The organism is Pseudomonas sp. NFX98, from assembly GCF_047784845.1.
Lineage (GTDB): Bacteria > Pseudomonadota > Gammaproteobacteria > Pseudomonadales > Pseudomonadaceae > Aquipseudomonas.
Genome location: NZ_JBLNNF010000023.1, coordinates 72,896 through 98,657, shown reverse-complemented (window position 1 = coordinate 98,657; position 25,762 = coordinate 72,896). Strand labels below are relative to the sequence as shown.

Annotated in this window: 29 protein-coding genes; 20 read left to right on the top strand and 9 right to left on the bottom strand. The window is 60.4% G+C overall.

Annotation, left to right across the window (positions count from 1 at the left end):
• From ACM110_RS26230 to ACM110_RS26220, 3 genes are all read left to right on the top strand, one after another.
• Nucleotides 1–207, top strand: a 207-nt coding sequence (locus ACM110_RS26230) for a hypothetical protein (protein ID WP_416130042.1), incomplete at its 5' end; no start/stop codon positions are given.
• Between the two features lie 154 nt (nucleotides 208–361).
• Nucleotides 362–1,249: a threonine/homoserine exporter RhtA gene (gene rhtA, locus ACM110_RS26225; RefSeq protein WP_416130041.1), complete on the top strand. Its 888-nt coding sequence runs from the start codon at nucleotides 362–364 to the stop codon at nucleotides 1,247–1,249.
• A 167-nt stretch (nucleotides 1,250–1,416) separates the two neighbouring features.
• Nucleotides 1,417–1,698, top strand: coding sequence for a hypothetical protein (locus tag ACM110_RS26220; protein WP_416130040.1), 282 nt, complete (start codon nucleotides 1,417–1,419; stop codon nucleotides 1,696–1,698).
• Here ACM110_RS26220 and ACM110_RS26215 read toward each other — a convergent pair.
• Entirely contained in the window at nucleotides 1,685–2,239 is a 555-nt protein-coding gene (locus ACM110_RS26215) for a TetR/AcrR family transcriptional regulator (protein ID WP_416130039.1), read from the bottom strand. The genes ACM110_RS26220 and ACM110_RS26215 overlap by 14 nt on opposite strands.
• Before the next feature lie 92 nt (nucleotides 2,240–2,331).
• Between ACM110_RS26215 and ACM110_RS26210 the strand changes: the two genes are divergently transcribed.
• Both ACM110_RS26210 and ACM110_RS26205 read left to right on the top strand, forming a co-directional pair.
• Nucleotides 2,332–3,060, top strand: a complete 729-nt coding sequence (locus tag ACM110_RS26210; protein ID WP_338582141.1) for an SDR family oxidoreductase — start codon at nucleotides 2,332–2,334, stop codon at nucleotides 3,058–3,060.
• A gap of 36 nt (nucleotides 3,061–3,096) precedes the next feature.
• Nucleotides 3,097–3,687: a 2-hydroxychromene-2-carboxylate isomerase gene (locus ACM110_RS26205; protein ID WP_416130038.1), complete on the top strand. Its 591-nt coding sequence runs from the start codon at nucleotides 3,097–3,099 to the stop codon at nucleotides 3,685–3,687.
• On the opposite strand, the gene ACM110_RS26200 is transcribed toward ACM110_RS26205, so the two are convergent.
• Nucleotides 3,684–4,682: a zinc-dependent alcohol dehydrogenase family protein gene (locus ACM110_RS26200; protein ID WP_416130037.1), complete on the bottom strand. Its 999-nt coding sequence runs from the start codon at nucleotides 4,680–4,682 to the stop codon at nucleotides 3,684–3,686. The two genes, ACM110_RS26205 and ACM110_RS26200, sit on opposite strands and share 4 nt — an antisense overlap.
• A gap of 116 nt (nucleotides 4,683–4,798) precedes the next feature.
• Here ACM110_RS26200 and ACM110_RS26195 point away from each other — a divergent pair, with 116 nt between their 5' ends.
• Nucleotides 4,799–5,707 carry a LysR family transcriptional regulator gene (locus ACM110_RS26195; RefSeq protein WP_416130036.1) on the top strand — a complete coding sequence of 303 codons (909 nt, stop codon included), beginning with the start codon at nucleotides 4,799–4,801 and terminating at the stop codon, nucleotides 5,705–5,707.
• Here the strand turns inward: ACM110_RS26195 and ACM110_RS26190 are convergent.
• From ACM110_RS26190 to ACM110_RS26175, 4 genes are all read right to left on the bottom strand, one after another.
• A complete protein-coding gene (locus ACM110_RS26190; RefSeq protein WP_416130035.1) occupies nucleotides 5,700–7,508 on the bottom strand; it encodes an aminopeptidase P family protein in 1,809 nt (602 codons plus the stop codon). The genes ACM110_RS26195 and ACM110_RS26190 overlap by 8 nt on opposite strands.
• Before the next feature lie 64 nt (nucleotides 7,509–7,572).
• On the bottom strand, nucleotides 7,573–8,730 hold the full coding sequence (locus tag ACM110_RS26185) for an aminotransferase class V-fold PLP-dependent enzyme (RefSeq protein WP_416130034.1): 1,158 nt from the start codon (nucleotides 8,728–8,730) through the stop codon (nucleotides 7,573–7,575).
• 206 nt (nucleotides 8,731–8,936) lie between these two features.
• On the bottom strand, nucleotides 8,937–9,551 hold the full coding sequence (locus ACM110_RS26180) for a LysE family translocator (protein WP_338582147.1): 615 nt from the start codon (nucleotides 9,549–9,551) through the stop codon (nucleotides 8,937–8,939).
• 101 nt (nucleotides 9,552–9,652) lie between these two features.
• The gene (locus tag ACM110_RS26175; protein WP_416130033.1) at nucleotides 9,653–9,922 is read right to left on the bottom strand and encodes a hypothetical protein; all 270 of its coding nucleotides are present in this window, start codon (nucleotides 9,920–9,922) and stop codon (nucleotides 9,653–9,655) included.
• Nucleotides 9,923–10,319: 397 nt separating this feature from the next.
• Here ACM110_RS26175 and msuE point away from each other — a divergent pair, with 397 nt between their 5' ends.
• From msuE to ACM110_RS26155, 4 genes are all read left to right on the top strand, one after another.
• A complete protein-coding gene (gene msuE / locus ACM110_RS26170) occupies nucleotides 10,320–10,883 on the top strand; it encodes an FMN reductase (protein WP_416130032.1) in 564 nt (187 codons plus the stop codon).
• Between the two features lie 10 nt (nucleotides 10,884–10,893).
• The gene (gene ssuD / locus ACM110_RS26165; RefSeq protein WP_416130031.1) at nucleotides 10,894–12,039 is read left to right on the top strand and encodes an FMNH2-dependent alkanesulfonate monooxygenase; all 1,146 of its coding nucleotides are present in this window, start codon (nucleotides 10,894–10,896) and stop codon (nucleotides 12,037–12,039) included.
• A gap of 118 nt (nucleotides 12,040–12,157) precedes the next feature.
• Nucleotides 12,158–13,345, top strand: coding sequence for an acyl-CoA dehydrogenase family protein (locus tag ACM110_RS26160; RefSeq protein ID WP_416130030.1), 1,188 nt, complete (start codon nucleotides 12,158–12,160; stop codon nucleotides 13,343–13,345).
• A gap of 24 nt (nucleotides 13,346–13,369) precedes the next feature.
• Nucleotides 13,370–14,473 carry a sigma-54 dependent transcriptional regulator gene (locus ACM110_RS26155; protein WP_338582152.1) on the top strand — a complete coding sequence of 368 codons (1,104 nt, stop codon included), beginning with the start codon at nucleotides 13,370–13,372 and terminating at the stop codon, nucleotides 14,471–14,473.
• A 150-nt stretch (nucleotides 14,474–14,623) separates the two neighbouring features.
• Here ACM110_RS26155 and ACM110_RS26150 read toward each other — a convergent pair whose 3' ends face one another.
• The 3 genes from ACM110_RS26150 to ACM110_RS26140 form a co-directional block, all read right to left on the bottom strand.
• Entirely contained in the window at nucleotides 14,624–15,394 is a 771-nt protein-coding gene (locus ACM110_RS26150) for a MetQ/NlpA family ABC transporter substrate-binding protein (RefSeq protein WP_338582153.1), read from the bottom strand.
• A 77-nt stretch (nucleotides 15,395–15,471) separates the two neighbouring features.
• On the bottom strand, nucleotides 15,472–16,137 hold the full coding sequence (locus ACM110_RS26145) for a methionine ABC transporter permease (RefSeq protein WP_416130029.1): 666 nt from the start codon (nucleotides 16,135–16,137) through the stop codon (nucleotides 15,472–15,474).
• A gap of 2 nt (nucleotides 16,138–16,139) precedes the next feature.
• Nucleotides 16,140–17,363, bottom strand: coding sequence for an SfnB family sulfur acquisition oxidoreductase (locus tag ACM110_RS26140; protein WP_416130028.1), 1,224 nt, complete (start codon nucleotides 17,361–17,363; stop codon nucleotides 16,140–16,142).
• Nucleotides 17,364–17,699: 336 nt separating this feature from the next.
• Between ACM110_RS26140 and ACM110_RS26135 the strand changes: the two genes are divergently transcribed.
• The 10 genes from ACM110_RS26135 (at nucleotide 17,700) to ACM110_RS26090 (ending at nucleotide 25,634) form a co-directional block, all read left to right on the top strand.
• Entirely contained in the window at nucleotides 17,700–18,158 is a 459-nt protein-coding gene (locus ACM110_RS26135) for a VOC family protein (RefSeq protein WP_416130027.1), read from the top strand.
• Between the two features lie 159 nt (nucleotides 18,159–18,317).
• Nucleotides 18,318–19,193 (top strand): alpha/beta fold hydrolase, encoded by an 876-nt coding sequence (locus tag ACM110_RS26130; RefSeq protein ID WP_416130026.1) that lies wholly within the window; start codon nucleotides 18,318–18,320, stop codon nucleotides 19,191–19,193.
• Nucleotides 19,194–19,397: 204 nt separating this feature from the next.
• Nucleotides 19,398–20,597 carry a PepSY-associated TM helix domain-containing protein gene (locus ACM110_RS26125; protein WP_416130025.1) on the top strand — a complete coding sequence of 400 codons (1,200 nt, stop codon included), beginning with the start codon at nucleotides 19,398–19,400 and terminating at the stop codon, nucleotides 20,595–20,597.
• The gene (locus ACM110_RS26120; RefSeq protein ID WP_416130024.1) at nucleotides 20,594–21,136 is read left to right on the top strand and encodes a thiamine pyrophosphate-binding protein; all 543 of its coding nucleotides are present in this window, start codon (nucleotides 20,594–20,596) and stop codon (nucleotides 21,134–21,136) included. The genes ACM110_RS26125 and ACM110_RS26120 overlap by 4 nt, the downstream gene beginning before the upstream one ends.
• Nucleotides 21,133–21,462 (top strand): hypothetical protein, encoded by a 330-nt coding sequence (locus ACM110_RS26115; RefSeq protein WP_416130023.1) that lies wholly within the window; start codon nucleotides 21,133–21,135, stop codon nucleotides 21,460–21,462. The genes ACM110_RS26120 and ACM110_RS26115 overlap by 4 nt, the downstream gene beginning before the upstream one ends.
• Nucleotides 21,459–22,031, top strand: coding sequence for a DUF6162 family protein (locus ACM110_RS26110; RefSeq protein WP_416130022.1), 573 nt, complete (start codon nucleotides 21,459–21,461; stop codon nucleotides 22,029–22,031). Before ACM110_RS26115 ends, ACM110_RS26110 begins: the two co-directional genes overlap by 4 nt.
• 35 nt (nucleotides 22,032–22,066) lie before the next feature.
• A complete protein-coding gene (locus ACM110_RS26105) occupies nucleotides 22,067–22,993 on the top strand; it encodes a metal ABC transporter substrate-binding protein (RefSeq protein WP_338582162.1) in 927 nt (308 codons plus the stop codon).
• Nucleotides 22,990–23,835, top strand: coding sequence for a metal ABC transporter ATP-binding protein (locus ACM110_RS26100; protein WP_416130021.1), 846 nt, complete (start codon nucleotides 22,990–22,992; stop codon nucleotides 23,833–23,835). The genes ACM110_RS26105 and ACM110_RS26100 overlap by 4 nt, the downstream gene beginning before the upstream one ends.
• Entirely contained in the window at nucleotides 23,835–24,734 is a 900-nt protein-coding gene (locus ACM110_RS26095; protein WP_416130020.1) for a metal ABC transporter permease, read from the top strand. The genes ACM110_RS26100 and ACM110_RS26095 overlap by 1 nt, the downstream gene beginning before the upstream one ends.
• Nucleotides 24,735–25,634, top strand: a complete 900-nt coding sequence (locus ACM110_RS26090; RefSeq protein ID WP_416130019.1) for a metal ABC transporter substrate-binding protein — start codon at nucleotides 24,735–24,737, stop codon at nucleotides 25,632–25,634. It abuts the gene before it with no gap.
• Nucleotides 25,635–25,762 lie beyond the last annotated feature (128 nt).

Here is a 25,762-nt window from a genome sequence, read left to right as displayed (position 1 = left end):
TTCCTCAACAACTTCAACCACTTGCGCTTCAGATCTCTCATCAGCGGGAGGCGAATTCTACAGCGTTACACGCTGCTGTCAACACCTCTTTTTCAACTTCCTTTTGGCTTCGATGACCTGAAGCAACTTGCCGCCGAAAACTGCGTAACTCGTTGTTTACCAAGGAGTTTTCCGTTTCGACTGCGCCGGAAGTGGGGCGAATTATAGACACCTGAGATCTGCCGTCAAGCACTGATTTGGCTTTTCTATCAGCAAGAACAAATTCATTGCTTATATATAGACGCGCCCGCATCGAATGCGCAGTATATTGCTCAACACCAAGAACAACACCCAAGATCCCAGCCGTGGACGATGTCACTTCATGAATGATCAGCCTCGCAGCCTTGCCTCGACCCTGTTTTCGGTCGGCCTGCTAATAATAGCCATGGCATCGATCCAGTCCGGAGCCTCCCTTGCCAAAAGCATGTTCCCTGTCATCGGCGCTCAGGGGACCACTACCCTGCGTCTGATCTTTGCCAGCGTGATCATGTTGCTGCTACTGCGCCCTTGGCGAGCAAAGCTCACCGCAAAGTCCCTGCGTACCGTCATCGTCTACGGGATGGCACTCGGTGGTATGAACTTCCTCTTCTATATGTCTTTGCGCACTGTGCCTCTGGGCATCGCGGTAGCGCTGGAGTTCACTGGACCATTGGCAGTTGCGATATATGCCTCGCGCCGGGCAATCGACTTTCTGTGGATCGCTCTGGCGGCAGTCGGCCTGCTGCTACTGATACCAATAGGGGCAACAACCGCGGGAATCGATTTGTTGGGTGCCGGCTATGCATTGGGCGCTGGCGTCTGCTGGGCGCTCTATATTCTTTTCGGTCAAAAAGCGGGGGCTGATAATGGTGTGCAGACCGCAGCGCTGGGGGTGATGATTGCTGCCCTGTTCGTCGCTCCCATCGGCATTGTTCATGCCGGTGCCGCACTGTTGACCCCATCACTGATACCAATAGCCATCGGCGTTGCCATCCTGTCGACCGCCCTCCCCTATACCCTGGAGATGGTCGCCCTCACGCGAATGCCCGCCAAGACCTTCGGTACATTGATGAGTATTGAACCTGCCATTGGCGCGTTATCCGGTTTGCTGTTCCTCCATGAATACCTCTTCCTGTCACAGTGGATGGCTATTCTGTGCATCATTCTGGCTTCCGTCGGCGCAACCATGACGATGGGGAATGCCGCCAAGCCCGCAGTCGCAGCGGATTGATGCAAGATTTGACGAGGTACTGGTATTTACCGTTCATTTAGGCCATGTTTAGGTCCGCAACCCAATGTCAGACATGGACTTTTCAGGACAGGGACATCAGAACGCTTCACGCGAAAGCGAATACTGCCAGACCGGGCGTCAGATCCGGGAATGCACCAAGGACAGCAATGAAACGAATTTTGATATTGATCGCCATTCTAGCAGTTGCGGGCTGTGCGGCGACCACGAAAACCCAGACCAAACATGGCAAGAGAGGGCTGCACATCAACTGCTCGGGGCTGTCATCCTCCTGGGACCAGTGCTACGCCAGCGCCGCCAACTCTTGTAATCCCAAGGGATACAAAGTTATCGCCAAATCGGGGGATGCCGTGGAAGAGCCAGGTGATTACCCGTTTGGCCTCAACCCTGCCGGCTATACCAGCCGCAGCATGATTGTCATCTGCAAGTAATCTGACGGGCGATCTCATCATGACTGGACTTCAGCACCTTGCGCTGAAGCTCCGGCGTGGCAAGCATCCGCGTCACCACCAGCGCCCCGATGCATTGCGACAGAATGGCCCAGGCCAGGCTGTCGCTCGCCAGCACCTGCGCCCAGCTCTCCTGTAGCTTGCAGATCCAGTGCTCCGCCTGTTGCCGAATCAATACGTCGGAACGGGCAATCTCGGCGCCCAATGCAGGTAAAGCGCATCCGGTTTCCGGGTGTTCGACATGGGACATACTCAGATAGTGTTTCAAGCAGCGTTCCAGCTTGTCGCGATCCTGATCAGCGCCCAATCGCTCCAGGCTTTGGCGCAACTCACGTTCGACGATTGAAGCGAACAACTCGTCCTTCGACGAAAAGTGGCTGTAAAAAGCGCCACCACTCAAGCCAATCGCTTTCATCAAGCCATCGACGCCTACTGTGGAAAAGCCGGACTTCTTGGCCGACACCGCACTGCTTTGCAGCAATTTTTCCTTGGTTTCCAGCTTGTGACTGGCGGAGTAACGCATTGCCCTTCCCTCAGAATTGGTCGCCTTGACGCTGATCGAATCGTAGCATAACGTTCGTTTAGTTAACGATCGTTTAACAAAGGGATCTGCCCATGAATAACAAGAAGGTCGTACTGGTTGTGGGTGCCGGAGACGCCACCGGCGGCGCTATTGCCAAGCGTTTCGCTCAAGAAGGATTTGTCGCCTGCGTCACACGCCGCAGCGCGGACAAACTCCAGCCGCTGGTCGATGCCATCCTGGCCGACGGTGGCGAAGCCCATGGCTTCGCTTGCGATGCGCGCAAAGAAGAAGATGTGGTGGCATTGGTCGAGCAGATTGAAAACGAGATCGGCCCCATCGAAGCGTTCGTCTTCAACATCGGCGCCAACGTGCCGTGCAGCATTCTCGAAGAAACCGCCCGCAAGTATTTCAAAATCTGGGAAATGGCCTGTTTCTCTGGTTTTCTCAATGCCCGAGAAGTGGCCAAGCGCATGGCCAAACGACAACGGGGAACGATCCTGTTCACCGGCGCCACTGCGGGTATGCGTGGTGCCGCTGGGTTTGCCGCGTTCGCCGGCGCCAAGCACGGCATTCGTGCGCTGGCGCAAAGCATGGCGCGCGAACTGGGACCGATGAACATTCACGTCGCCCATATCGTGGTCGACGGCGCTATCGATACCGATTTCATCCGGGAAAGCTTTCCCGAGAAATACGCGACCAAGGACCAGGACGGCATTCTCAATCCCGAGCACATTGCCGAGAACTATTGGTACCTGCACAGCCAGCCCCGCGACGCCTGGACCTTTGAACTGGACCTGCGCCCCTGGAGCGAACGTTGGTAAGCCTTCCCCTACAACAATAATCAGAGCGCATCGACCATGAGCAAAACCGTGGAGTTCTATTTCGATCTGGGCAGCCCCGCCACCTATCTGGCCTACACCCAACTGCCGAAGATCTGTGAGCAAACCGACAGCCAACTCATCTACATCCCGTTCCTGCTTGGCGGCGTATTCAAAGCCACCGGCAATGCTTCCCCGGCGACCATTCCAGCCAAGGGTCGCTACATGTTTCAGGACCTCGACCGCTACGCCAAACGTTACGGCGTAACGCTGAAGTACAATCCGCATTTCCCGATCAACACCCTGATGCTCATGCGCGCCGTCACTGGCATGCAGTTGCGCCACCCCCTACGCTTTGCAGCGTTCATCGACTGCTTGTTCAAAGCGCTCTGGGTTGAAGGCCGCAGCCTCGATGAACCGGCAACTGTCGCGGCGGTACTGACGCAGAACGGCTTCGATCCCAATGAGGTGCTGGCCCTGACCGCCGACGAGGAAGTCAAAGCCGCACTCAAGGACAACACCGAGAAAGCGGTGCAGCGCGGTGTATTCGGCGCACCGAGCATGTTTGTCGATGATCAACTGTTCTTTGGCCAGGACCGACTGGACTTCGTCCTCGAAGCCCTGCGTTAGATCTCGACGACCAACCGCCCATGAGCTGCTCCCGACCGGAGCAGCTCATGGGCGGCCTCGGCGGTTTGCAGCGTGAACCGATGCGGATCGACTATCGGCAGGAGCTTGCTGGCCTCGATCAAACCTGCCGCTTGCCGAAGAATCTCACCGTGACGCTCGAGCCCCTGGCCAGTCAACAGCGGCAACAAAGTGAACACCCCGGAATAGGTCGCGCCACGAAACGAAAGCGGTGCGAGACTGTGCTGGCCCCAACCGAGGCAACTCACCACGTGACCGAGATAAACCCGTGCAGCCTTGAAAGACATATCCAGGGTTTCACCCCCAACCGTGTCATAAACAATATCGAAGCCCTCGCCGGCCGTGTGCCGCTCGACATAATCCTCGACCGAGGATGTGCGGTAATCGATAAACGTCGCGCCCAACGCCTCAATGATCCCTTGGTGCCGCGCAGCCCCCGTGGCAAATACTTCGGCGCCGAATGCGCGGGCGATTTGTACCGCGACATGTCCGACACCGCCCGCCCCGCCATGAATCAACACTTTCTGCCCCGAATGTACCCGGGCCCGGTCGACCAAACCCTCCCACGCCGTAATCAGCACCAACGGTAATCCTGCCGCTTCACACATGCTCAGATTAACCGGCTTGCGTGCCAACAACCGCGCATCGACCACCGCATATTCAGCCAGCGAACCCTGGACCCCGCCAATCCCCGTGGCCATGGCGTAGACCTCATCTCCCGGCAGCCAGCCACTGACGCCCTCCCCCAACGCTTCTACGGTTCCCGCCAGATCCATGCCCAACACCGCCGGCAAAGGCTGGCGCGCGTGAGCAGCCTGACCCGAGCGGATCTTCCCGTCCAACGGGTTCACCCCGCTCGCCGCGATCCGTACCAAGACCTGCCCTGCGCCCGGCACTGGCCGGGGAATGGAGGCCAAGCGTAATGGAGCATTAGCCGAGTCAACAATCAGCGCGCGCATTTGCAGTGAGTCAGTCATTTCGCCTATTCCTGTCAGAGGTGGTTGTAGGACTGATCTTCCGCTAACCGACTCATGCCGATAAGGCGCCAGATCGCTATAGTGAATATGCCCTGAAAGCATCAATGAGAGACCGCATGGACAAACTCAATGCAATGGCCATTTTCGTGCGGGTCGTCGAGCGCGGCAGTTTTTCCGCTGTCGCCCGAGAGTTGCAGACCAGCCAGCCGACCATCAGCAAAGTGCTGCGGGCACTGGAAACCGAGCTCGGTGGAAAGCTGATTGCGCGCAGCACGCGCAAGTTATCGTTGACTGATGAAGGCCAGCGCTACTACGCCGAATGCCGACAAATTCTCGCTGCAGTGGACGCCGCCGAGCACAGCTTTCAGTCCGGCCGGGAATCCATCGCCGGGCCGCTGAGAATCGGTTCCTCGGTCAGCTTCGGGCGCTTGCAGATTGCGCCGCGCCTGCCGGAATTCCTCATGCGCTATCCCGAGGTTCAGGTCGACCTGCAACTGAGCGATCAAAATCAGGATTTGGTCAGCGAGGGTCTGGATGTCACGTTCAGGATCGGCGCATTGAATGACAGCGGCCTGATCGCTCGCCACATCGGCACCACTTACCGGATAACTGTCGCTGCGCCGGATTACCTGGCGCGACACGGCCAGCCGCAAACACCTAAGGAACTCAGCGGCCACAACTGCCTGCTGTTCAACCTGCTGAGCAGTCAGAACCTGTGGATCTACAACAAAGGCGCCCGACCACATGAAGTGCGGATCAAGGGCAATGCGCAGAGCAACAACTCCGAAGCCATTCGCGAGATGGTGCTGGGGGGATTGGGGATTGCGTTGTCGCCGGTGTGGCTGTTCAGCGAAGACCTGAAAGCCGGGAGAGTGTTGCCGATCTTGCAGGACTACACCGCGCAGTCGCTGCCGATATACGCCGTGTCCCCGGCGAATCGTCGCCAATCCGCCAGGGTCAAAGCCTTTGTCGACTACATGAGCCGGGCGCTGGAGGCAGCGCCCGAGCTGCAAGCAATCAAATAGCCGCGGTGCGAGTGTTCAACCACTCAAGGGCCGCGCCGTCGAGCAATGGGCTCAAACGCTCACGCACTTCGGCGTGGTAAGCGTTGAACCATTGCTTTTCCTCTTCGCTGAGCAGCGAGGTTTCCAGGCAACGGGTGTCGATCGGGCACAGGGTCAGGGTTTCGAATTTCAGGAATTCGCCGAACTCGCTGCTGCCTGCTTCACGGTTCATCGCCAGGTTCTCGATCCGCACACCCCAGCGGCCCGGACGGTAAGTGCCCGGTTCGATAGAGGTGATCATGCCCGGTTGCATCGCGGTTTGCGGTGCAGGTGCGGCTTGATAGGCGATGACCTGCGGACCTTCGTGAACGTTGAGGAAGTAGCCCACGCCGTGACCGGTGCCGTGACCGTAATCGACGTTTTCAGCCCAGATCGGCGCCCGCGCGATGGCGTCGAGCAACGGCGACAGAATGCCTTTCGGGAACTGCGCACGAGACAAGGCGATCACGCCCTTGAGTACGCGGGTGCAATCGCGCTTCTGATCGGCGGTTGGCGTTCCGACCGGCACCATCCGCGTTATGTCGGTGGTGCCGCCGAGGTACTGACCACCGGAGTCGATCAGCAGCAGACCGTCACCTTCGATCACCGCGTGCTCTTCTTCGGTCGCGTGGTAATGCGGCATGGCGCCGTTGGCGTTGAATGCGGCGATGGTGTTGAAGCTCAGCGACACATAACCCGGACGACGCTCACGGGCGGCGGTGAGTTTTTCGTCGATGGTCAGCTCGGTGATGCGTTCGCGACCCAACGCCGAGTCCAGCCAGGTGAAGAACTCGCACAGCGCCGCGCCGTCCTGCTCCATCGCTTGGCGAATATGCTCGGCATCGGCCAGGCTTTTCTGCGACTTGGCGAGGGTAGTCGGATTGAGGCCTTCGATCAGTTTGACGCTATCGTTCAGGTTATCCAGCAAACCTGCCGTTACACGCGCCGGATCGACCAGCAGGCTCGCGCCGTTCGGCACTGCGCGCAGGGCTTCGGCCACTTCGCTGTAATCGCGCAGGGTCACGCCGTCCTGTTCAAGGACCGCACGCAACTCGGCATCGACCTTGCTCAGCGCCACGAACAGGGTCGCCTGTTGCTGGTTGATCAAGGCAAAGGAAACGAACACCGGGTTGAACGACACATCGCCGCCGCGCAGGTTGAACAGCCAGGCGATGTCATCGAGGGTGGCGATGAAATGCCAGTCGGCACCGCGCGCCTGCAAGGTTTCACGCAGCTTTGCAAGTTTTTCGCCACGGCTGACGGTCGCTTGCGGAGGCAAGTGCTGATAGATCAGCTCGTTCGGCAGCGTCGGGCGATCGCTCCAGACTTCGTTCAGCAAGTCGATGTCGGTGCGCAGGCGTGCGCCGCGCTCTTCGAGTTTGCCACCCAGGGTACGCGCCGAGGCCACGGCCATTACTGCACCATCGACCGCGACCACGCCGCCTTCAGGGGTTTGTTCGGCCAGCCAGTCCAGAGGGCTCGGTTGGCCCGGTTGCAGCTTGACCAGTTCAATGCCACTGCCCTTGAGTTCCTTGGTCGCCTGTTCCCAGTAACGGCTGTCGGCCCAGACACCGGCAAAGTCCGCGGTCACGATCAGCGTACCGACCGAACCATGGAAACCCGACAACCATTGACGCCCTTGCCAGTAGCCCGGCAGGTATTCGGACAGGTGCGGGTCGGCCGACGGCACCAGAAGCGCATGAATGCCCTCCCGGCTCATCAGTTCGCGGGTTTGCGCCAGGCGCTGGGGCACCGATCCGGTGATCGAAAACTGCGTATTCATCATGACTCCTGCTAACCACTCATCATTGTTGTTTAGTGCCGATCAACGCCGGCGCTTTATCGCCCTATTGCCAGAATGCCGGAGCACTGGCGCAGGCCGTTTTAATCAGTTGCACCGCTTGATCGATATCCTGGTCGGAGGTGAAGCGCCCCAGACTCAAACGGATGGTGCGACTCGCTGCGCGGGCGTCATGCCCCAGCGCCAGCAACACATGGGACGGCGCATTGCTCGCAGAATTACAGGCCGAGGTCGCGGAAAACGCGATCGAGGCGCTTAGCGCCGCGGAACTGAACTCACCTTCATTAAAGGTCAGGCTCAGGGTATGCGGAATGCGTTGGGTCGGGCTGCCATTGAGACGCACGCCCGGAATGCTCAACAGCGGTTCGAGCAGGCGTGCACGCAGTCGTACGATCTTGTCCGCCTCTTCCTCGAACGAAGCCGCCGCCAAGGCAAAAGCCTCGCCCATGGCGACGATCTGATGTGTCGCCAAGGTGCCGGAACGCAAGCCGCCTTCGTGACCGCCGCCATGGATCTGTGCCAGCAAGCGCTGTTGCGCACGAGGCCCGACGTACAACGCGCCGATGCCTTTGGGGCCGTAGAGTTTATGCGCCGAGAACGACATCAAGTCCACCGGCCACTCGGCCAGGTCGATCGCTACTTTGCCCGCGCCCTGAGCCGCGTCGACATGAAACAACGCGCCGCGCTCACGCACCACCTGGCCGATGGCCGGGATGTCATTGACCGTGCCCAGTTCGTTGTTGACCAGCATCAGCGAGACCAGGAAGGTGTCTTCGCGCATCGCGTCGCTGACCGCTTGCGCCGTAATCAGGCCTTCGGCGTCCGGCACCAGATACGTCACCGCGACACCGGTGTCCTGCAATTGTTTTGCAGTGTCGAGAATCGCCTTGTGTTCGATCTGGCTGGTGATCATGTGGCCGCCGGCAACGCCGCGCGCCTGGGCGACGCCCTTGAGGGCGAGATTGTTGGATTCGGTGGCGCCGGAGGTCCAGACGATCTGCTCCGCCTCGGCGCCGACCAGTTCAGCGACCTGACGCCGCGCCTGCTCGACCGATTGTCGAGCCTGCTGGCCAAAGAAGTGGGAGCTGGAGGCCGGGTTGCCGAAATTGCCGCTGAAACCCAGGCACTCGACCATGACCTTGATGACTCGCTCGTCCACCGGCGTGGTGGCGGCGTAGTCGAAATACAACGGACGTTTATTCATAAAAGACTCGCAGAGCGTGTTCCGGGATCAGGAGGCTCGTGACTGCAAACGGCGAGACGCGGCCTTATGAGCTGCGTCCGGTTTTCAGAACGTTACCAATACCTGATCGGATGCCGTTAAAGAAGTACAACTTCATTTAAAAGTGCGTAGGAACGCTCCTGAAAAGTGAGCTTAACAGGCATCGGGCGACCGGTTGAAGCAATGCGTCAGCTAAAGCTTTCGAGCAGGATCGGATACAGCGACGCCACCAGCAGCGCGGCCATGCCCCAGTTGAACAGGCGCAGCCAGCGGCGATCCTTCAAAACATTGCGCAACAGCGTGCCGCAAGCGGCCCAGACACCGACGCTCGGCAGGTTGATCAGGGCGAATACCGCAGCAATCACGATGACATTGGTGAAGTAGCCTTGCATCGGCGTGTACGTGCTGATGGCGCCGATGGCCATGATCCAGGCCTTGGGATTGACCCACTGGAACGCGGCAGCGCCCAAGTAGCTGATCGGTTTGCCCTCGCCCTTCTCACTGTCCGAGACCGGCCCGGAGTGGGCAATTTTCCACGCCAGATACAGCAAATACGCCGCGCCGACATAACGCAGCACGGTGTAGAGCACAGGGTAAGTCTGGAAAACCGCGCCCAATCCGAAACCGACCGCCACCACCAGCACGAAAAAGCCGCAGGTAATGCCGAGCATATGGGGGATCGTGCGGTTAAAGCCGAAGTTCACGCCGGATGCCAGCAACATCGTGTTGTTCGGGCCGGGCGTGATCGAGGTGACAAGGGCAAACAGGGCGAAGCCCAGCAGCAGATCGAGTGAGAGCGTCATGGGTGGCAGTCCATCAAGGTCAGTCAGGTATTGACCCTATCGCACACCTTCGGCGAAACCCATGGACAGTTACGCGAAAGTTGGACCCGTACAGTTTTAGCTCAGCTCGGGCGACCGTGCAGCTGTACAGCCCGCTCGGCGTTCATTTCGCCCTGCTTGTCGAAGCCATAAGTCTTTTGCGGTTCGCCGAGCAGTTGGGCCTTTTTCGCGTGGTATTCGTCGAAGGACAAGCCACGGCGATTCAACGCCTCCAGCGCCAGTTCCCGGGTTTCTTCGGCGGTGTAAGGCCGCAATTCCGGGGAAACATGAGTGGCACATCCGGCCAGTACGGAGACCGCGAGCAGCAAGAAAGTGGCGATTAGAGGTTTCATGTTCGGCGTCCTGGCATCTGGGTTCGGGGCAATGAACACAGGCTACTCGCGCCATTGGATGAGCAGAAATCAACGCTTTCGATAGTCGCTATCGAGTTTTCCTAATGCTGCTTTGGTGGCCCCTTATATAGCTTAACGACCTATTAATATTTGTTTAATGTCTTTTACGGAATAACGACGAGCCTTTATAACAACTGCATTGCCTCACGCACTGTTGCTCACGCAACTGTTTGGCGGGCAACAGCCATTCAACAAACAGCCCCTGAAAATCAACAGCGCGGACTGATGAATGCGCTGAAAGCCCCGTAATTCCTGACTCCGAGGGATTGGTACAGCTCTTGCTCAACCGAGTGACTACTCACTGCTCGCTGAGCAACTGTTTAAAAAGGAACTGATCATGTCGCGTCCATTGAAAGTCGTCGCCGTGTCCGGCGGAACCTGGCGTCCATCCCGCACGTTGGTGCTGACCCAGGCGCTGTTGGCGCAGTTGGCTGAGCAACTGCCTATCGAAACCAGGCTGATCGAGCTGGGTGACATCGCCCGGCCACTGGGCGCGGCGCTGTCCCGTCAGGAATTGAGCGCGGACATCGAAGCCGAACTGCAAGCGATCGAAAACGCCGACCTGCTGATCGTCGCCGCGCCGGTCTATCGCGGATCCTATCCGGGGTTGCTCAAGCACTTGTTCGACCTGATCGATTTGAATGCGCTGATCAACACGCCTGTATTGCTGGCCGCCACCGGTGGCAGTGAGCGCCATGCGCTGGTGCTCGATCATCAATTGCGACCGCTGTTCAGTTTCTTCCAGGCGCTGACGTTGCCGATTGGTGTCTACGCCACCGAAGCCGATTTCTCCAATTACCAGATAACCAGTGAACCTCTAAAGGCCCGCATTCAACTGGCTGCAGAACGCGCCGCGCCATTGTTCGGCGTGCACCCCAACAATCTGCTGAAAATCGCTTAAGGATTTGTTCATGGATGTTTTCTGGTTTCTGCCAACCCACGGCGACGGTCACTATCTGGGCACCACCCAAGGCGCGCGCCCGGTGATCCTCAACTATTTGAAACAAGTAGCGCAGGCCGCCGACAGCCTGGGTTATCACGGTGTGTTGATTCCTACCGGGCGCTCCTGCGAGGACTCGTGGGTGATCGCTTCGGCGCTGGTGCCGTTGACCGAGCGCTTGCGTTATCTGGTGGCGATCCGCCCGGGGATCATTTCGCCGACCGTGTCGGCGCGCATGGCGGCGACGCTGGACCGTTTGTCCAACGGCCGCTTGCTGATCAATGTGGTGACTGGCGGCGACCCGGATGAAAACCGTGGCGATGGCAGCTTCCTCGATCACAGCGAACGCTACGAAGTCACCGACGAGTTCCTGAAAATCTGGCGCCGGGTGTTGCAAGGCGAAGCGGTGGACTTCGAGGGTAAACACCTGCGCGTGCAGAACGCCAAGGCACTGTATCCACCGGTGCAGAAACCGTATCCGCCGCTGTACTTCGGCGGCTCGTCCGACGCGGCCCACGACCTGGCCGCCGAGCAGGTGGATGTCTACCTGACCTGGGGCGAACCACCGGCCGCCGTGGCACAAAAACTCGCCGATGTGCGTGAGCGTGCGGCGCGCAACGGACGCACGGTGAAATTCGGGATTCGCCTGCACGTGATCGTGCGCGAAACCGCCGAAGAGGCTTGGAAAGCCGCCGACAAACTGATCGAGCACATCAGCGACGAAACTATCGCCGCTGCGCAGCAATCTTTCTCGCGGTTTGACTCGGAAGGCCAACGGCGCATGGCCGCTTTGCATGACGGGCGTCGCGACAATCTGGAGATTTCGCCCAACCTGTGGGCCGGTGTCGGCCTGGTGCGCGGCGGGGCCGGGACGGCGCTGGTCGGTGATCCGCAGCAAGTGGCGGCGCGCATCAAGGAGTACGCGGACCTGGGGATCGAGAGCTTCATTTTCTCCGGTTACCCGCATCTAGAAGAGGCGTATCGCTTCGCTGAATTGGTGTTCCCGCTGCTGCCCGAGCCGTACGCCAGCCTTGCCGGGCGTGGTGTGACCAACCTCACGGGGCCGTTTGGCGAAATGATTGCCAATGATGTGTTGCCGGCTCACGCCAAACCCTGATCCAGCCTTGGCCCTGTAGGAGCTGCCGAAGGCTGCGATCTTTTGATTTTACAGATCAAGATCAAAAGATCGCAGCCTTCGGCAGCTCCTACAGGGTCCGTTCAATAAGGAAACCCGCGTGACTGCCAAGCCGCACAGCGCCCTGATATCCCCGCTGCAAACCGCCCGCCATTTGGCGGCGGAGTTTGCCTTGACCGCCGTCGAGCGCGACGAGCGTGGCGGTACACCCAAGGCCGAGCGTGACGCCCTGCGCCACAGCGGCCTGCTCGCCTTGAGCATTCCCACCCAGTTCGGCGGCCTCGGCGCCAGTTGGAGTGAAACCCTGACCGTTGTGCGCGAGTTCGCCAAGGTCGACAGTTCGATTGCCCATGTGTTCGGCTTCCATCACCTGATGCTTGCCACCGTGCGCCTGTTCGCCCGGCCGGAACAATGGCAGCCGTGGTTTGAACAGACCGCGCGCAAGAACTGGTTCTGGGGCAACGCTCTCAACCCGCTCGACACCCGCACCGTGGTGAAAAAACTCGGCGGCTGGCGTGAGTTTTCCGGCAAGAAAAGTTTCTGCTCCGGCGCCAGCGATTCGGAAATGCTGATCGCCTCGGCGGTGGACGAAAGTGCCAGCGGCAAGCTGTTGATCGCCGCAATCCCCAGCGGTCGCAGCGGCATCACCCTGCACAACGACTGGAACAACATGGGCCAGCGCCAGACCGACAGCGGTAGCGCCACGTTCGAACGGGTGCGGGTCGAAGAGTCGGAACTGCTGCTCGATCCGGGTCCGTTGAGTACACCGTTCGCCTGCCTGCGCCCGCTGATCGCCCAGCTCACGTTCACCCATATGTTCCTCGGCATCGCCGAAGGCGCTTTCGAAGAAGCACGGCAATACACGCTGACCGAAACCCGGCCGTGGCATAAATCCACCGCTCAGGATGTGTCCCAGGACCCTTATGTGCTCGGCCACTACGGCGAATTCTGGGTGGCCCTCGAAGGGGTGCGACTGCTGGTGGAACGGGCCGCCGAGTTGCTCGACAAAGCCTGGGCCAAAGGCCCGAACCTCAGCGCCGACGAGCGCGGGCACCTGGCTACCGCGATCGCCACGGCCAAGGTCGCGGCCACGCGCAATGGCCTTGAGTTGTGTAGCCGCCTGTTCGAAGTGACCGGCGCGCGCTCGACCCACGCCTCACTGCGACTGGACCGCCACTGGCGCAACCTGCGTACGCAAACCCTGCATGACCCGGTGGATTACAAACTCCATGAGCTGGGTGATTGGGCGCTGAACCAGGCCCTGCCGATTCCGACTTTCTATTCATAGCTTTCCAATCAAGGAGCGTGCCCCATGCAACTGCTGACCTTACCGCCCTCGCCCGCTCTGGCCACGTCGATCCGCGCCACAGCCCAGGTGTTCGAAGACCCGAAATCCCAGGCCTTGCTCGCGCATCTGCAACAGGTCGCGCCGAGTGAAGCGAGTGTGCTGATCATTGGCGAAACCGGCACCGGCAAAGAACTGGTGGCGCGACATATCCACAACCTCAGCGCCCGCCGCAACCGGCCGTTCGTGGCGGTGAACTGCGGCGCGTTCTCCGAATCCCTGGTCGAGGCCGAGTTGTTCGGCCATGAAAAAGGCGCGTTTACCGGCGCGTTGAGCGCCAAGGCCGGCTGGTTCGAAGAGGCCGACGGCGGCACCTTGTTCCTCGATGAAATCGGCGATTTGCCGATGGCGATCCAGGTCAAGTTGCTGCGTGTGCTGCAGGAGCGCGAAGTGGTGCGTCTGGGCTCGCGCAAGAGCATCCCGATTGATGTGCGGGTACTCGCGGCGACCAACGTGCAACTGGAAAAAGCCATCAACGCCGGGCATTTCCGTGAAGACCTGTATTACCGGCTCGACGTGGTCAGCCTGGAACTCAGCCCGTTGCGTGACCGGCCGGGCGACATCCTGCCGCTGACCCGTCACTTCATCGATGCCTACAGCCAGCGTCTCGGTTACGGCAGCATCACCATCAGTAAAGAAGCCGAGCTGAAACTGCGCAGCTACAGTTGGCCGGGCAATATCCGCGAGCTGGAAAACGTCATTCACCACACGCTGTTGATTTGCCGCAACGGCGTGATCGAACGCGATGACCTGCGCCTGTCGAACATGCGCATCGAGCGTCAGGACGACTACCACGCGCAGGTCGACGACTCCGCCGAAGCGTTGCTCGATCGGGCCTTTCAAAAGCTGTTCGAACAACAGGCCGGTGCACTGCACGAGAAAGTCGAAGATGCGTTGCTGCGCGCCGCCTATCGTTTCAGCCATTACAACCAGGTGCACACCGCCGCGCTGTTGGGGCTGAGCCGCAACGTGACGCGCACACGCCTGATCAAGATCGGCGAACTGGCAGTGAACAAACGCCGGCCTACGGAAAACGTGCAGGGCGAGCGCTTGATGCAGCTGTCGATTTAACCCATCGAGCCTGACGCGAAATAGGTGGCGCGGCCATCGCGGGCAAGCCTTGCTCCTACAGGATCTGTGTCGTTTGCACTCTTCTCAAACGACCCGAAATCTGTAGGAGCAAGGCTTGCCCGCGATGGCGTCCTCAAGGTCAACCGAGAATCAGAACCCCGGCGCAATCTGCCCTTTGTAGCGGGTCAGGATGAACTGTCGCACCTCATCGGAGTTCAACGCCTTGGCCAGTTTCTGCAAACCCGGGTCGTTGATGTTATCGGGACGCGCCACCAGGAACTCGATGTACAGGCTCTTGCCCTTCTCGACGATCAGCGCACTGTTGGTGTCGATCCCGGCTTCCAGCGCGTAGTTGGCGAATACGAACGCCAGGTCCACCTGACTCACCGAACGCGCTAGCAGCGCCCCTTCCAGCTCACGGATTTTCAGGTGTTTCGGGTTCTCGACGATGTCGCGCTGGGTCGCCAGTGTGTTGCTCGGGTCCTTGAGTTTGATCAAACCCGCTTCATGCAGCAGCACCAACGCACGACCGGTGTTGACCGGGTCGTTGGGGATCGACACGGTCGCGCCATCCTTCAGCTCGGAGATGTTTTTGATCTTGGTCGAGTAAGCCCCGAACGGTTCGATGTGCACGCCGACCACCGGCACCAGATCGGTGTGGCGGGTCTTGTTGTAGTCATCGAGAAATGGCCGGTACTGGTAATAGTTGGCGTCGAGATTCTTCAACGCCAACTGCTGGTTGGGCTGGATGAAATCGGTGAACACCTTGATGTCCAGGTCCACGCCTTCCTTGGCCAACGTCGGTTTGACGAATTCGAGGATTTCCGCGTGCGGCACCGGGGTGGCGCCGACCGTGAGTTTTTCATTGGCGTGAACGCTCAACGAAATCAGTGCAGCCAAAACGGCCAGGGTCTTTTTCATGGGTTGCTCCAAGGCAGATCAAGTGGCCGTCGTGGGGCGGACGTGGGGCCGGTTTTTTTTGGTTTAGAACTGAATGTCTATCGGTGGCTGTAACGCGCTACCAGTCGGTCGCCGCTCATTTGCAGGGCCTGGACCAGGATCAACAACAGCACCACCGTGACCACCATCACGTCGGTCTGGAAACGCTGATAGCCGTAGCGGATCGCCAGGTCGCCCAGCCCGCCGCCGCCAATCACGCCGGCCATCGCCGTGTAATCGACCAGCACGATCGCGGTCACCGTCACCGCCGCCAGCAACCCTCCCCGGGCTTCAGGCAACAAGGTGTAGCGGATGATTTGCCAGGTGTTGGCGCCCATCGCCTGGGTCGCTTCCACCACGCCGCGATCGACTTCGCGCAATGCGGTTTCCACCAGCCTCGCGAAGAACGGTGTGCAGCCCACCACCAGCGGCGGAATGGTGCCCGGCACGCCCAGCGAGGTGCCCACCAGCAACGTGGTCAGGGGAATCAGCACAATCAGCAAAATGATGAATGGCAGCGAACGCAGCATGTTGACGATCACCGACAACACCCGGTAAATCCCGACGGCTTCATGCAATTGGCGCTTGCCGGTGAGGAACAGCAACACGCCCAGCGGCAATCCCAGCAGCACAGTAAAACCGAGGGCCGCGCCGAGCATGCTCAGCGTGTCGAGACAGGCCTGACCGATGTCAGCCCAATAAATGTTCTTGAACAATTCGGCCATGATCACGACCAGTCATGTCGCGGCGGTTTCACGCCGTTGAGCAGCCAGTTGCCGACCACGTGATATTTCCAGCGCACCGGGTCGTGCAGTGTGTGGACCCGGGCGTTGCGCCAGTGGCGGTCGAAGTTGTGCTTGCGCAACGTGGAACGGGTGCCGCCGAGTTCGAACAGTTTGTTGGTCGCTTCGATGGCGATTTCGGTGGTCAGCACTTTGGCCTTGGCCACGGCCAGGGACGCGCGGGCAACGTTGTCTTCATCCGGTGCCGGACGCGCCGCATCCAGTGCATGACCGGCCCGCTCCAACAAGGCTTCGGCGGCTTCCAGTCGAATCTCCAGGCCTCCGACCTGAATGATGGTCAGCGGATCTTCGCTGGCTTTTTCCACGCCCGCATCGATCCACGGCCGGGCGAATTGCTGAACGAAAGCGATGGTGTCGCGCAGGGCTGCGCGGGCAATGCCGGCGTCAATGGCGGCGGTGGTCAATTGGGCGAACGGGCCGGCCAGGGTCGGGCTTTCATAGGAGCGATAGGTCGGGAACAGATTGAACGCCGCGACGTGCAGATCCTCGGCCAAAACCGTGCCGCTGGACGTGGTGCGCTGGCCGATGCTGTCCCAGTCGTCGACGATCACCAGCCCTTGGGTGCCGCGCTCGACGAAGGCCAACTGGCCCTTCTGCTCTTCGTCCAGCGCCAGCACCGCCAGCCAGTGCGCATACAGCGAACCGGTGCAGTAGCCTTTGCGGCCGTTGATCACATGGCCGTCGCCGTAACGGCGAATGGTGGTCTGAATGTCCTGCACGTTCTTGCCACCGGTCTCCGACAAGGCGTTGGCGAAGCGGTGCCCTTGCAAGGCCAGCTCAAAGAAATGCGCCTGCTGCTCCGGCGTGCCTTGCAGGCGAATGTCTTCCAGCAGGCAGTAGTGGTTTTGCGGGATTTGTCCCAAGGATGGATCGGCCGCCGAGATGATCGCGATGACCTGCGCCAGCACCGCAGAGGAGACTTGCGCGCCACCGAACGCTTTGGGCACGGTGATGCCCCACAGGCCGCTGTTGGAAAACAGATCGACGATCTCGGCGGGCACCTGGCGCGAACGGTCGCGCTCGGCGTCCTGCTCCAGCAGGATCGCGGCGACACGCTCGGCTACTTGCAGGGCTTGGGCTTCGTCAGCGATCCGGTGGGCGGACGGACGGTTGATCGGATAAACGGCAGATTCGGGCAAGGCAGGCATACAAGACTCTCGGTATCGGTAATACCTGAGTGATTGCAGCTTCTGTGCCTGACTGCGCGGGCCAGTGTTTACGGGGATTTCGGCGGTGTTTCGAGGGTTTGATGATGCTCAGGCCAGACAATCTGTTGCTTCACTGTTGATGGCTGAACAGTGGCATGAACAACAGAATTAACCCTGTAGGAGCTGCCGAAGGCTGCGATCTTTTGTGAACTTGAAGATTGCTGAAGATCAAAATCAAAAGATCGTCCGAACGCGGCCCGAGCCTTCAGCAGCTCCTACACTTATAGGTCCTGCTTGAAAGCAGTGAATCCACAACAAGAACAGGGAGAAACCATCATGAGCGTTAAACCCATTCCAGAGGGTTATCACAGCATCACCCCGTACCTGGGCATTGCAAAAGCCGGCGAAGCCATCGAGTTCTATAAAAAAGCCTTCGGCGCCATCGAAGTCATGCGCCTGTCCATACCCGACGGCGGTATCGGCCACGCCGAACTGCGCATCGGCGACTGCCCGATCATGCTCGGCACACCGTGTGATCAAGGGCCGTTGAGCAATCCGGACAACTCGCCTTCAGTCGGTCTGCATTTGTATGTGACCGATGTGGACAAGTCTTACAAACAGGCGATTGCGGCAGGTGGCACCGTGGTGTCGGAGGTCAAGGATCAGTTTTATGGCGACCGTTCCGGGACTTTGAAGGATCCGTATGGACATCTGTGGTTTTTGGCCACGCGGAAAGAGGATCTGACTCAGGAGCAGATTGAGCAGCGGGCGAAGGAGATGTTTCAGCAGGGTTAAGATCTTCATGGGTTGATAGACCGCCATCGCGAGCAGGCTCGCTCCTACAGTGATGGCGGTCTATCAAACACACTTCATGAACAATCACACCACACTTCACGCCTTGCCCTCACGCCGCAACACTTTCAGGATGCAGCTAATCAGAACAAGGAGGCACTCATGTTTGCCGGATTCCTGAAAGACCAGCGCCGCGTCAACGGTGTGGATATCGCCTACCGCATCGGCGGCAGCGGGCCGGGCCTGTTGTTGCTGCACGGTCACCCGCAGACCCACGTCATCTGGCACAAGGTCGCCGAACAACTGGCCGAGCATTTCACCGTGGTTGCCGCCGACCTGCGCGGTTACGGCGACAGCAGCAAACCGCCCGCCGATGATCTGCACGCGCATTACTCCAAACGGGAAATGGCCAAGGACAACGTCGAGCTGATGAAGGCCTTGGGGTTCGAAAGGTTTTCGGTATTGGCCCACGACCGTGGCGCCCGCGTCGCCCATCGCCTGGCGCTGGACCATGCCGATGCCGTGCAACGCATGGTGCTGCTCGATATCGCGCCAACCCTGGCGATGTATTCGCAAACCAACGAAGCCTTTGCCCGTGCGTACTGGCACTGGTTCTTCCTGATCCGCCCCGCACCGCTGCCGGAAACCTTGATCGACGCCGATCCCGAGGCTTATCTGCGCAGCGTGATGGGCAGTCGCAGTGCCGGGCTCAAACCGTTCACCGAGCAAGCCTTTGGCGAATACCTGCGCTGCCTGAAACTGCCGGGCGCCGCCCGTGGCATCTGTGAGGATTACCGGGCCAGCGCCAGCATCGATCTGCAACATGACCGCGCCGACATCGATGCCGGTCATCATCTGAACCTGCCGTTGCTGGTTTTATGGGGCGCCGAAGGCACGGTCGGGCGCTGTTTCGAGCCGCTCAAGGAATGGCAGCAAGTCGCCACCGATGTCCGTGGCAAAGCGTTGCCCGCCGGACATTACATCGCCGAAGAAGCCCCTGAACTGCTGCTTGCCGAAGCGCTGGGTTTCCTGCGCTGATCGCGGCGCCGCGCAGGCCAACATCGGCCTGCGCGGAACACGAAACATTTTCTTTCATATCGCCCTTCGGGATTTCGGTTGCTCATCCGTCCTATATAGATGCAGTCCTTTCGCGTAGGCAAAAGCCACGACTGGACGTTTATCGACCTCATCGCTGCGAAGCCCGTAGTAGAGGCCTTTTCATCGATATAAGACGCCCTGACCATGTCGAAGAAATCCCGCTCTAAACTCTGGTTCCTGGTCCATAGCTGGCTGGCGCTGCCCATCTGGTTTTTCGTTCTGATCGTCTGCGTGACCGGCACATTGGCAGTAGTCAGCCAGGAAATCGTCTGGCTGGCCAATCCGCAAATGCGCGCCAGCCAGCCGTCGGACGATGCGCCGCGGCTCAATTACGACCAGATCCTCTCCGCCATCAAGAAGGCCGAGCCCGACATCATTGTCGACAGCATCAGCCGTCCCGACGAATCGCACTTTGCGCTGGATGTCAGCGTCACTTACCCCGACGGGCGTGCGCTGACGGTCTACGTCAACCCGTATACCGGCGCCATTCAAGGCCCCGCTCCGCAATTCAACTTCCAGGCATTCACCCGCGCGCTGCATGGCTGGTGGCTGGTGCCGTTCACCAATGGCTACAGCTGGGGCTGGTATCTGGTGTCGTTCCTCAGCCTGCCGTTGCTGGCCTCGCTGGTGACCGGGCTGGTGGTGTACAAGCGTTTCTGGAAAGGTTTCCTGCGCCCGACCCTGCGCATTCGCCATGGCGCACGGATTTTCTGGGGTGATTTCCACCGTCTCAGCGGCATCTGGTCGATCTGGTTCATCGCGGTGATTTCCATCACCAGCACCTGGTTCCTGATTCAGGCCTTCATGTTCGACAATCAGATCACCATCTCCACCGCACCGGTGGCTGCCGTGGTCCCGCGTGAAAGCGTGCCGCTCACCGCCGATGGTTCAGCGGCGCCGATGATCAGCCTGGAAGCTGCGATCCGCGAAGCCAAGGAACGCATTCCCGGTCTCGACGAGAGTTTTGTCAGCATGCCGGCCAACGCCTACAGCTACCTGTCGGTGGGTGGGCGCAGTTGGTATCCGCTGATGTTCCAGACCGCAGACATCAACCCGTACACCGGCGACGTTGCCGCCACGCGCCTGCTATCCGACCGCTCGGGCCTGGAGTTCGTGACCGAGTCCATGCGTCCGCTGCACACCGGTGATTTCGGCGGTATCTGGATCAAGCTGATCTGGTTCTTCTTCGGCCTGCTGCTGAGCATGATGGTCCTCAGCGGCTTGTTGATCTGGACCAAGCGCACTGCCCTGGCGACGGCCAACGCCCTCAAGCGCAGCAACAAACGCCCGCGCAACGAAAATGTTCCGGCGACCAGCCATGAAACCACGGAGGTCAGCCAATGAGCCTGTTCGCTGCGGAGAAACCGGGGTCAAAACTGAGCCGTTTCTGGCACAAATGGCGTTTCCACATCAACGTTCTGCTGTTGCTGGTGCCGCTGGGCTTCATGCCCAAGTACTTCGCCGATGCCGCGCTGTTCCGTGGCGATACCGGGTTGGGCGAACGGGAAATCGGCGAAGTGCAGGTCGGCCCGTGGAGCGTGCGCCTGGCCGAGTTGCGCAATGAAGCACCGCGCCTCGATGGCCCCGCCGGCTACATGAAAAGCTTCAACGCCGCCCTGTGCAACAGCTGCCGCGAGCAGGTCAAGGCGACTTACCTGCGCATCGGCAAGCCGCGCAGCCTACGCGCCGCCGGGGTGATTTTCTTCGGCACGCCGTACCGCATGGGCGCGATGTTGCCGATCCCGGAAAAAACCAAAGCCGACGCCGAACTGTGGATAACCATGGAAGGCTGGGACGGCTCCATGCATCAGGCATTCGTTCCTCTGAGCCAGGCCTCCCCCGCCACCCTCGCCTGGTTGACCACTCAAGGAGGCAAACCATGATCAACGTTATCCGCCCTCTCAGCGCCGCGGTGCTGGTGCTCTGCGCCGCTTTCAGCACCAGCGCCCTGGCCCACAACCCGATGTGCGAATGCAAGGCCGTCGACGCCGAGCAGATCAAGTGCACCGGCGGTTTCTCCGACGGCAGCGGCGCACCGGGCGTGACCCTGGATGTGATCGGCTACGACGAAACCATCCTGGTGCCGGGCAAGCTCGGCGCCGATTCGACCCTGACTTTCAAGAAGCCCGGTGCCGAGTTTTATGTGCTGTTCGACGCAGGCCCCGGCCACGTGGTCGAAATCGACCAAGCGGACATTGAAGCCCCATGAGTACGCCAACCACACAAGTTGTTCGCCCGGCCGGTGCCGGCCATGAAACCCTCTACGTATTGCTGTTGTGCCTGATGATCCTGGCGGTGGCCGGCTCGGTGGTCGCCTGGCGCGGCGAGTCTCAGGAAGTGAGCAGCGTCAACAGCCATCAGCTGGATGCCCGCCGCGACCTCAGCGCTTCCGAGCAAGGCATCTACGCCGATTTGCGCGTGACGCTGGACGAGATTCACCTGCTGCGCCAGGAACAGCAAACCCTGCCGACACCGGCGACCCTCGCCGATGAAGGCTTTGCGCCGTTTGCCCAGGACGCCAGTTCCGTCAGCCGAGGCGCCCATGCCTGGCAGTTGCTCGACACCAAGGCTTACTTCGGCCAGAGCCAGACCGCCAGCGTGGCCGGCTCGTTCCTGATGCGTTTGACCGCAGAAGATGACGCCCCGGACATCTGGCTCAACCGCGCCATCGACCTCAAGGCCCCGGCCGACCTCAGCGACGCCGCGCTCGAAAGCGCTGGCTGGCAGCAGATCGTCGCGCAATTCGATGCCGGCGTGACCCGCCAGCACCGGCACTGAACCCTCGCCTTCACCCGAGAGAAGACCGCTTTCCCATGCCTATTTCATCTCTACGCTCTGTTCTGCGCCTGACACTGGTCGGCCTGCTGGCCTGCCTGCTGACACCCCTGGCCAGCGCCGACGAGGCCAAGCGCCTGCGCATCGGCATCACCCTGCATCCTTACTACAGCTACGTGGCCAACATCGTCGGCGACAAGGCCGAGGTGGTGCCGCTGATTCCGGCCGGTTTCAACCCCCACGCCTACGAGCCGCGGGCCGAAGACATCAAGCGCATCAGCGGGCTGGACGTGATCGTGCTTAACGGCGTCGGGCATGACGACTTCGCCGACCGCATGATCGCCGCCAGCGAAACGCCGAACGTGCCGGTCATCGAAGCCAACGAAAACGTACCGCTGCTGGCCGCCACCGGCGTTGCTGCACGCGGCGCCGGCAAGGTGGTGAACCCGCACACCTTCCTGTCGATCAGCGCCTCGATTGCCCAGGTCAACAACATCGCCCGTGAACTGGGCAAACTCGACCCGGCCAACGCCAAGACTTACACCGAGAACGCCCGCGCCTACGGCAAGCGCCTGCGCAAGATGCGCGCCGACGCCCTGGCCAAACTGACCGAGGCACCGAACGCCGAACTGCGGGTGGCCACGGTGCACGCCGCCTACGACTACTTGCTGCGCGAATTCGGCCTGGAAGTGACGGCCGTGGTCGAACCGGCCCACGGCATCGAGCCGAGCCCGAGCCAGTTGAAAAAGACCATCGACCAACTGCGTGAACTGGACGTGAAGGTGATCTTCTCGGAGATGGATTTCCCGTCCACCTACGTCGACACCATCCAGCGTGAATCCGGGGTGAAGCTGTATCCGCTGTCGCACATTTCCTACGGCGAATACACCGCCGACAAGTATGAAAAGGAAATGACCGGCAACCTCAACACGGTGGTCCGGGCGATTCAGGAGTCGGGTAAATGACCTCGAAAGAAACCATCCTGGCCGATGCAGAATCCCCTGTGGGAGCGAGCTTGCTCGCGAAGGCGCCCGGTCAGCCGACATCATCATTGAATGACACACCGCAATCGCGAGCAAGCTCGCTCCTACAGGGAGTGGGGCCGACGCTGGACTTTGCGGAGGTCAGCCTGACCCTTGGTCGCACGACAATCCTCGACAAGGTCACCTTTCAGGTTCGGCCCGGCAGCGTGCATGCACTGGTCGGCCCCAACGGTGGCGGCAAGAGTTCGCTGATCAAGACTTTGCTCGGTCAGATGCCGCATCAGGGTCGCCTGAGTCTGCAATGGCCGGGCGAACCGGGGACTATCGGCTACGTGCCGCAAGCGCTGGAGTTCGATCGCGGCCTGCCGATGACCGTCGACGATTTCATGGCCGCCATGTGCCAGCGACGCCCGGCATTCCTCGGTTTGAGCAAGCACTACGCGGCAGCAATCGGCGAGGCCCTGGAGCGGGTCGGCATGCAGGACAAGCGCAAGCGGCGCATGGGCGCGCTTTCCGGCGGCGAACGTCAGCGCGTGTTGTTGGCGCAAGGGCTGATTCCAGCACCGCAATTGCTGGTACTCGACGAGCCGATGTCGGCGCTCGATGAAGCCGGGATTCAGGTGTTCGAACGCTTGCTGGGCGACTGGCGCGCAGCAGGCATCACCGTGCTGTGGATCGAGCACGATCTGGAAGCCGTCGGGCGTCTGGCCGATCACGTTACCGGCCTCAATCGCCGGGTGCTGTTCGACGCCACGCCGAAACTGGCATTGACCCCGGATCGTCTGCTGACGCTGTTTTCGACCCATCCACGGAGCGCTGCCTGATGAGTTACGAAGCCTTTCGTTTGATGGTCCAAGGCTGGGCCTCTGCGGGTTACCTGCCTGAGGCTTTGGCCTATGGATTCGTGGTCAACGCACTGCTCGCCGGGTTGTTGATTGGTCCGGTACTGGGCGGTTTGGGCACGCTGGTGGTGGTCAAGCGCTTCGCGTTTTTCTCCGAAGCGGTGGGCCACGCAGCGTTGACTGGTGTGGCCATCGGCATCCTGCTCGGCGAACCCTACACCGGCCCTTATGGCAGCCTGTTCGGTTACTGCTTGCTGTTCGGCATCCTGCTCAACTACCTGCGCAACCGCACCGGCCTGGCGCCGGATACCTTGATCGGCGTGTTCCTCTCGGTGTCCCTGGCACTGGGTGCGAGTCTGCTGCTGATTCTGGCGGGCAAGATCAACGTGCACATTCTGGAAAACGTGCTGTTCGGTTCGGTGCTGACGGTCAACGGCAATGACCTGCTGGTGCTGGCCATCGTCGGCTCGCTGGTGATGGCCCTGGCCTTGCCGCTGTACAACCGCATCATGCTCGCCAGCTTCAACCCGCAACTGGCGGCGGTGCGTGGCGTGGCGGTGAAGTCGCTGGATTATCTGTTCGTGATTCTGGTGACGCTGATCACCGTTGCCGCAGTGAAAGTGATCGGCGCGATCCTGGTCGGTGCACTGCTGGTGATTCCAGCCGCAGCGGCGCGTTTGCTCAGCCAATCGTTGAAGGGCTTTTTCTGGTGTTCGGTACTGATCGCCACGGTCAGCACGCTGTGCGGGATTCTCGCGCCGATCGTCTTCGACCTGCCGATTCCGTCCGGTGCCGCGATCATCCTGGTGGCCGGTATCGCCTTCGCCCTGTCCGCCATCGCGCGCGGCGTCGTCCCCAGCCTGAAAGGGAACCTTGGATAAATGACTTTTTCTCTACGCCAATTAACCCTGGCGGTCGCCCTGTGCGGGCTGGCCACAACGTCCTTCGCCACTGACAGCAGCAAGCCGCTGCGAGTGCTCGCCTCGTTGCCGATCACTTACGGTTTGGGCGAAGTTCTGCTCAAAGGCACCGACGTCAAACTTGAACGCGCCGCGCCGGACAATTTGCCCGGAAGCCGTCAGACCGCCTACTTCACCGGCCGAGGCGCCCCGGCGCTGGCCAAACTGGCAACCGACGCCGACGCGGTGATCGGCCTACGTTCGCTGTGGCCGGATGATCCGCTGTACCCGATCTCGCGGCGCAGCAACATCCGCATCATCGAAGTCGACGCAGCCCGCCCGGTGGACGGCGCCCTGCCCGGCATCGCCGTGCAGCCTGACAACAAGGTCGACGGCTTGAACAGTCAGCCGTGGCTCGCCAGCAACAACATGGGGCGAATGGCGGACGTGATGGCGGCGGACCTGGTGCGCCTCGCGCCCACGGCCAAGCCTGCGATCGAAGCCAATCTGGCGACTTTGAAACAGCGTTTGCTCAAGCTCAGTGCTGACAGCGAGGCGCGTCTGGCCGCCGCCGACAACCTCAGCGTGATGAGCCTGAGCGATCACTTCGGCTACCTGATTGGTGGTCTCAATCTTGAGCTGGTTGGCCTGGATGCAAGACCTGATGCCGAGTGGACGCCTGAGGCGCTGAAGGCATTAGCTGCGACGCTCAAGGACAATGACGTGGCCGTGGTGCTGCACCATCGCCAGCCTTCCGATGCGGTAAAAGCGGTGATCGCTGAGGCCGGGAGCCGGTTGGTGGTGTTGAGTGTCGACGCGGCTGATCCGGTGGCCGAGTTGGAGGGGGATGTGAATTTGGTGATCAAGGGGTTGAGTGGCTGACCACCGTAGCCCCCTGTGGGAGCCAGCCTGCTGGCGATTACGATGTAGGAGCTGCCGAAGGCTCGGGCCGCGTTCGGACGATCTTTTGATCTTGCTTTGAAAAAAAATCAAAAGATCGCAGCCTCGTT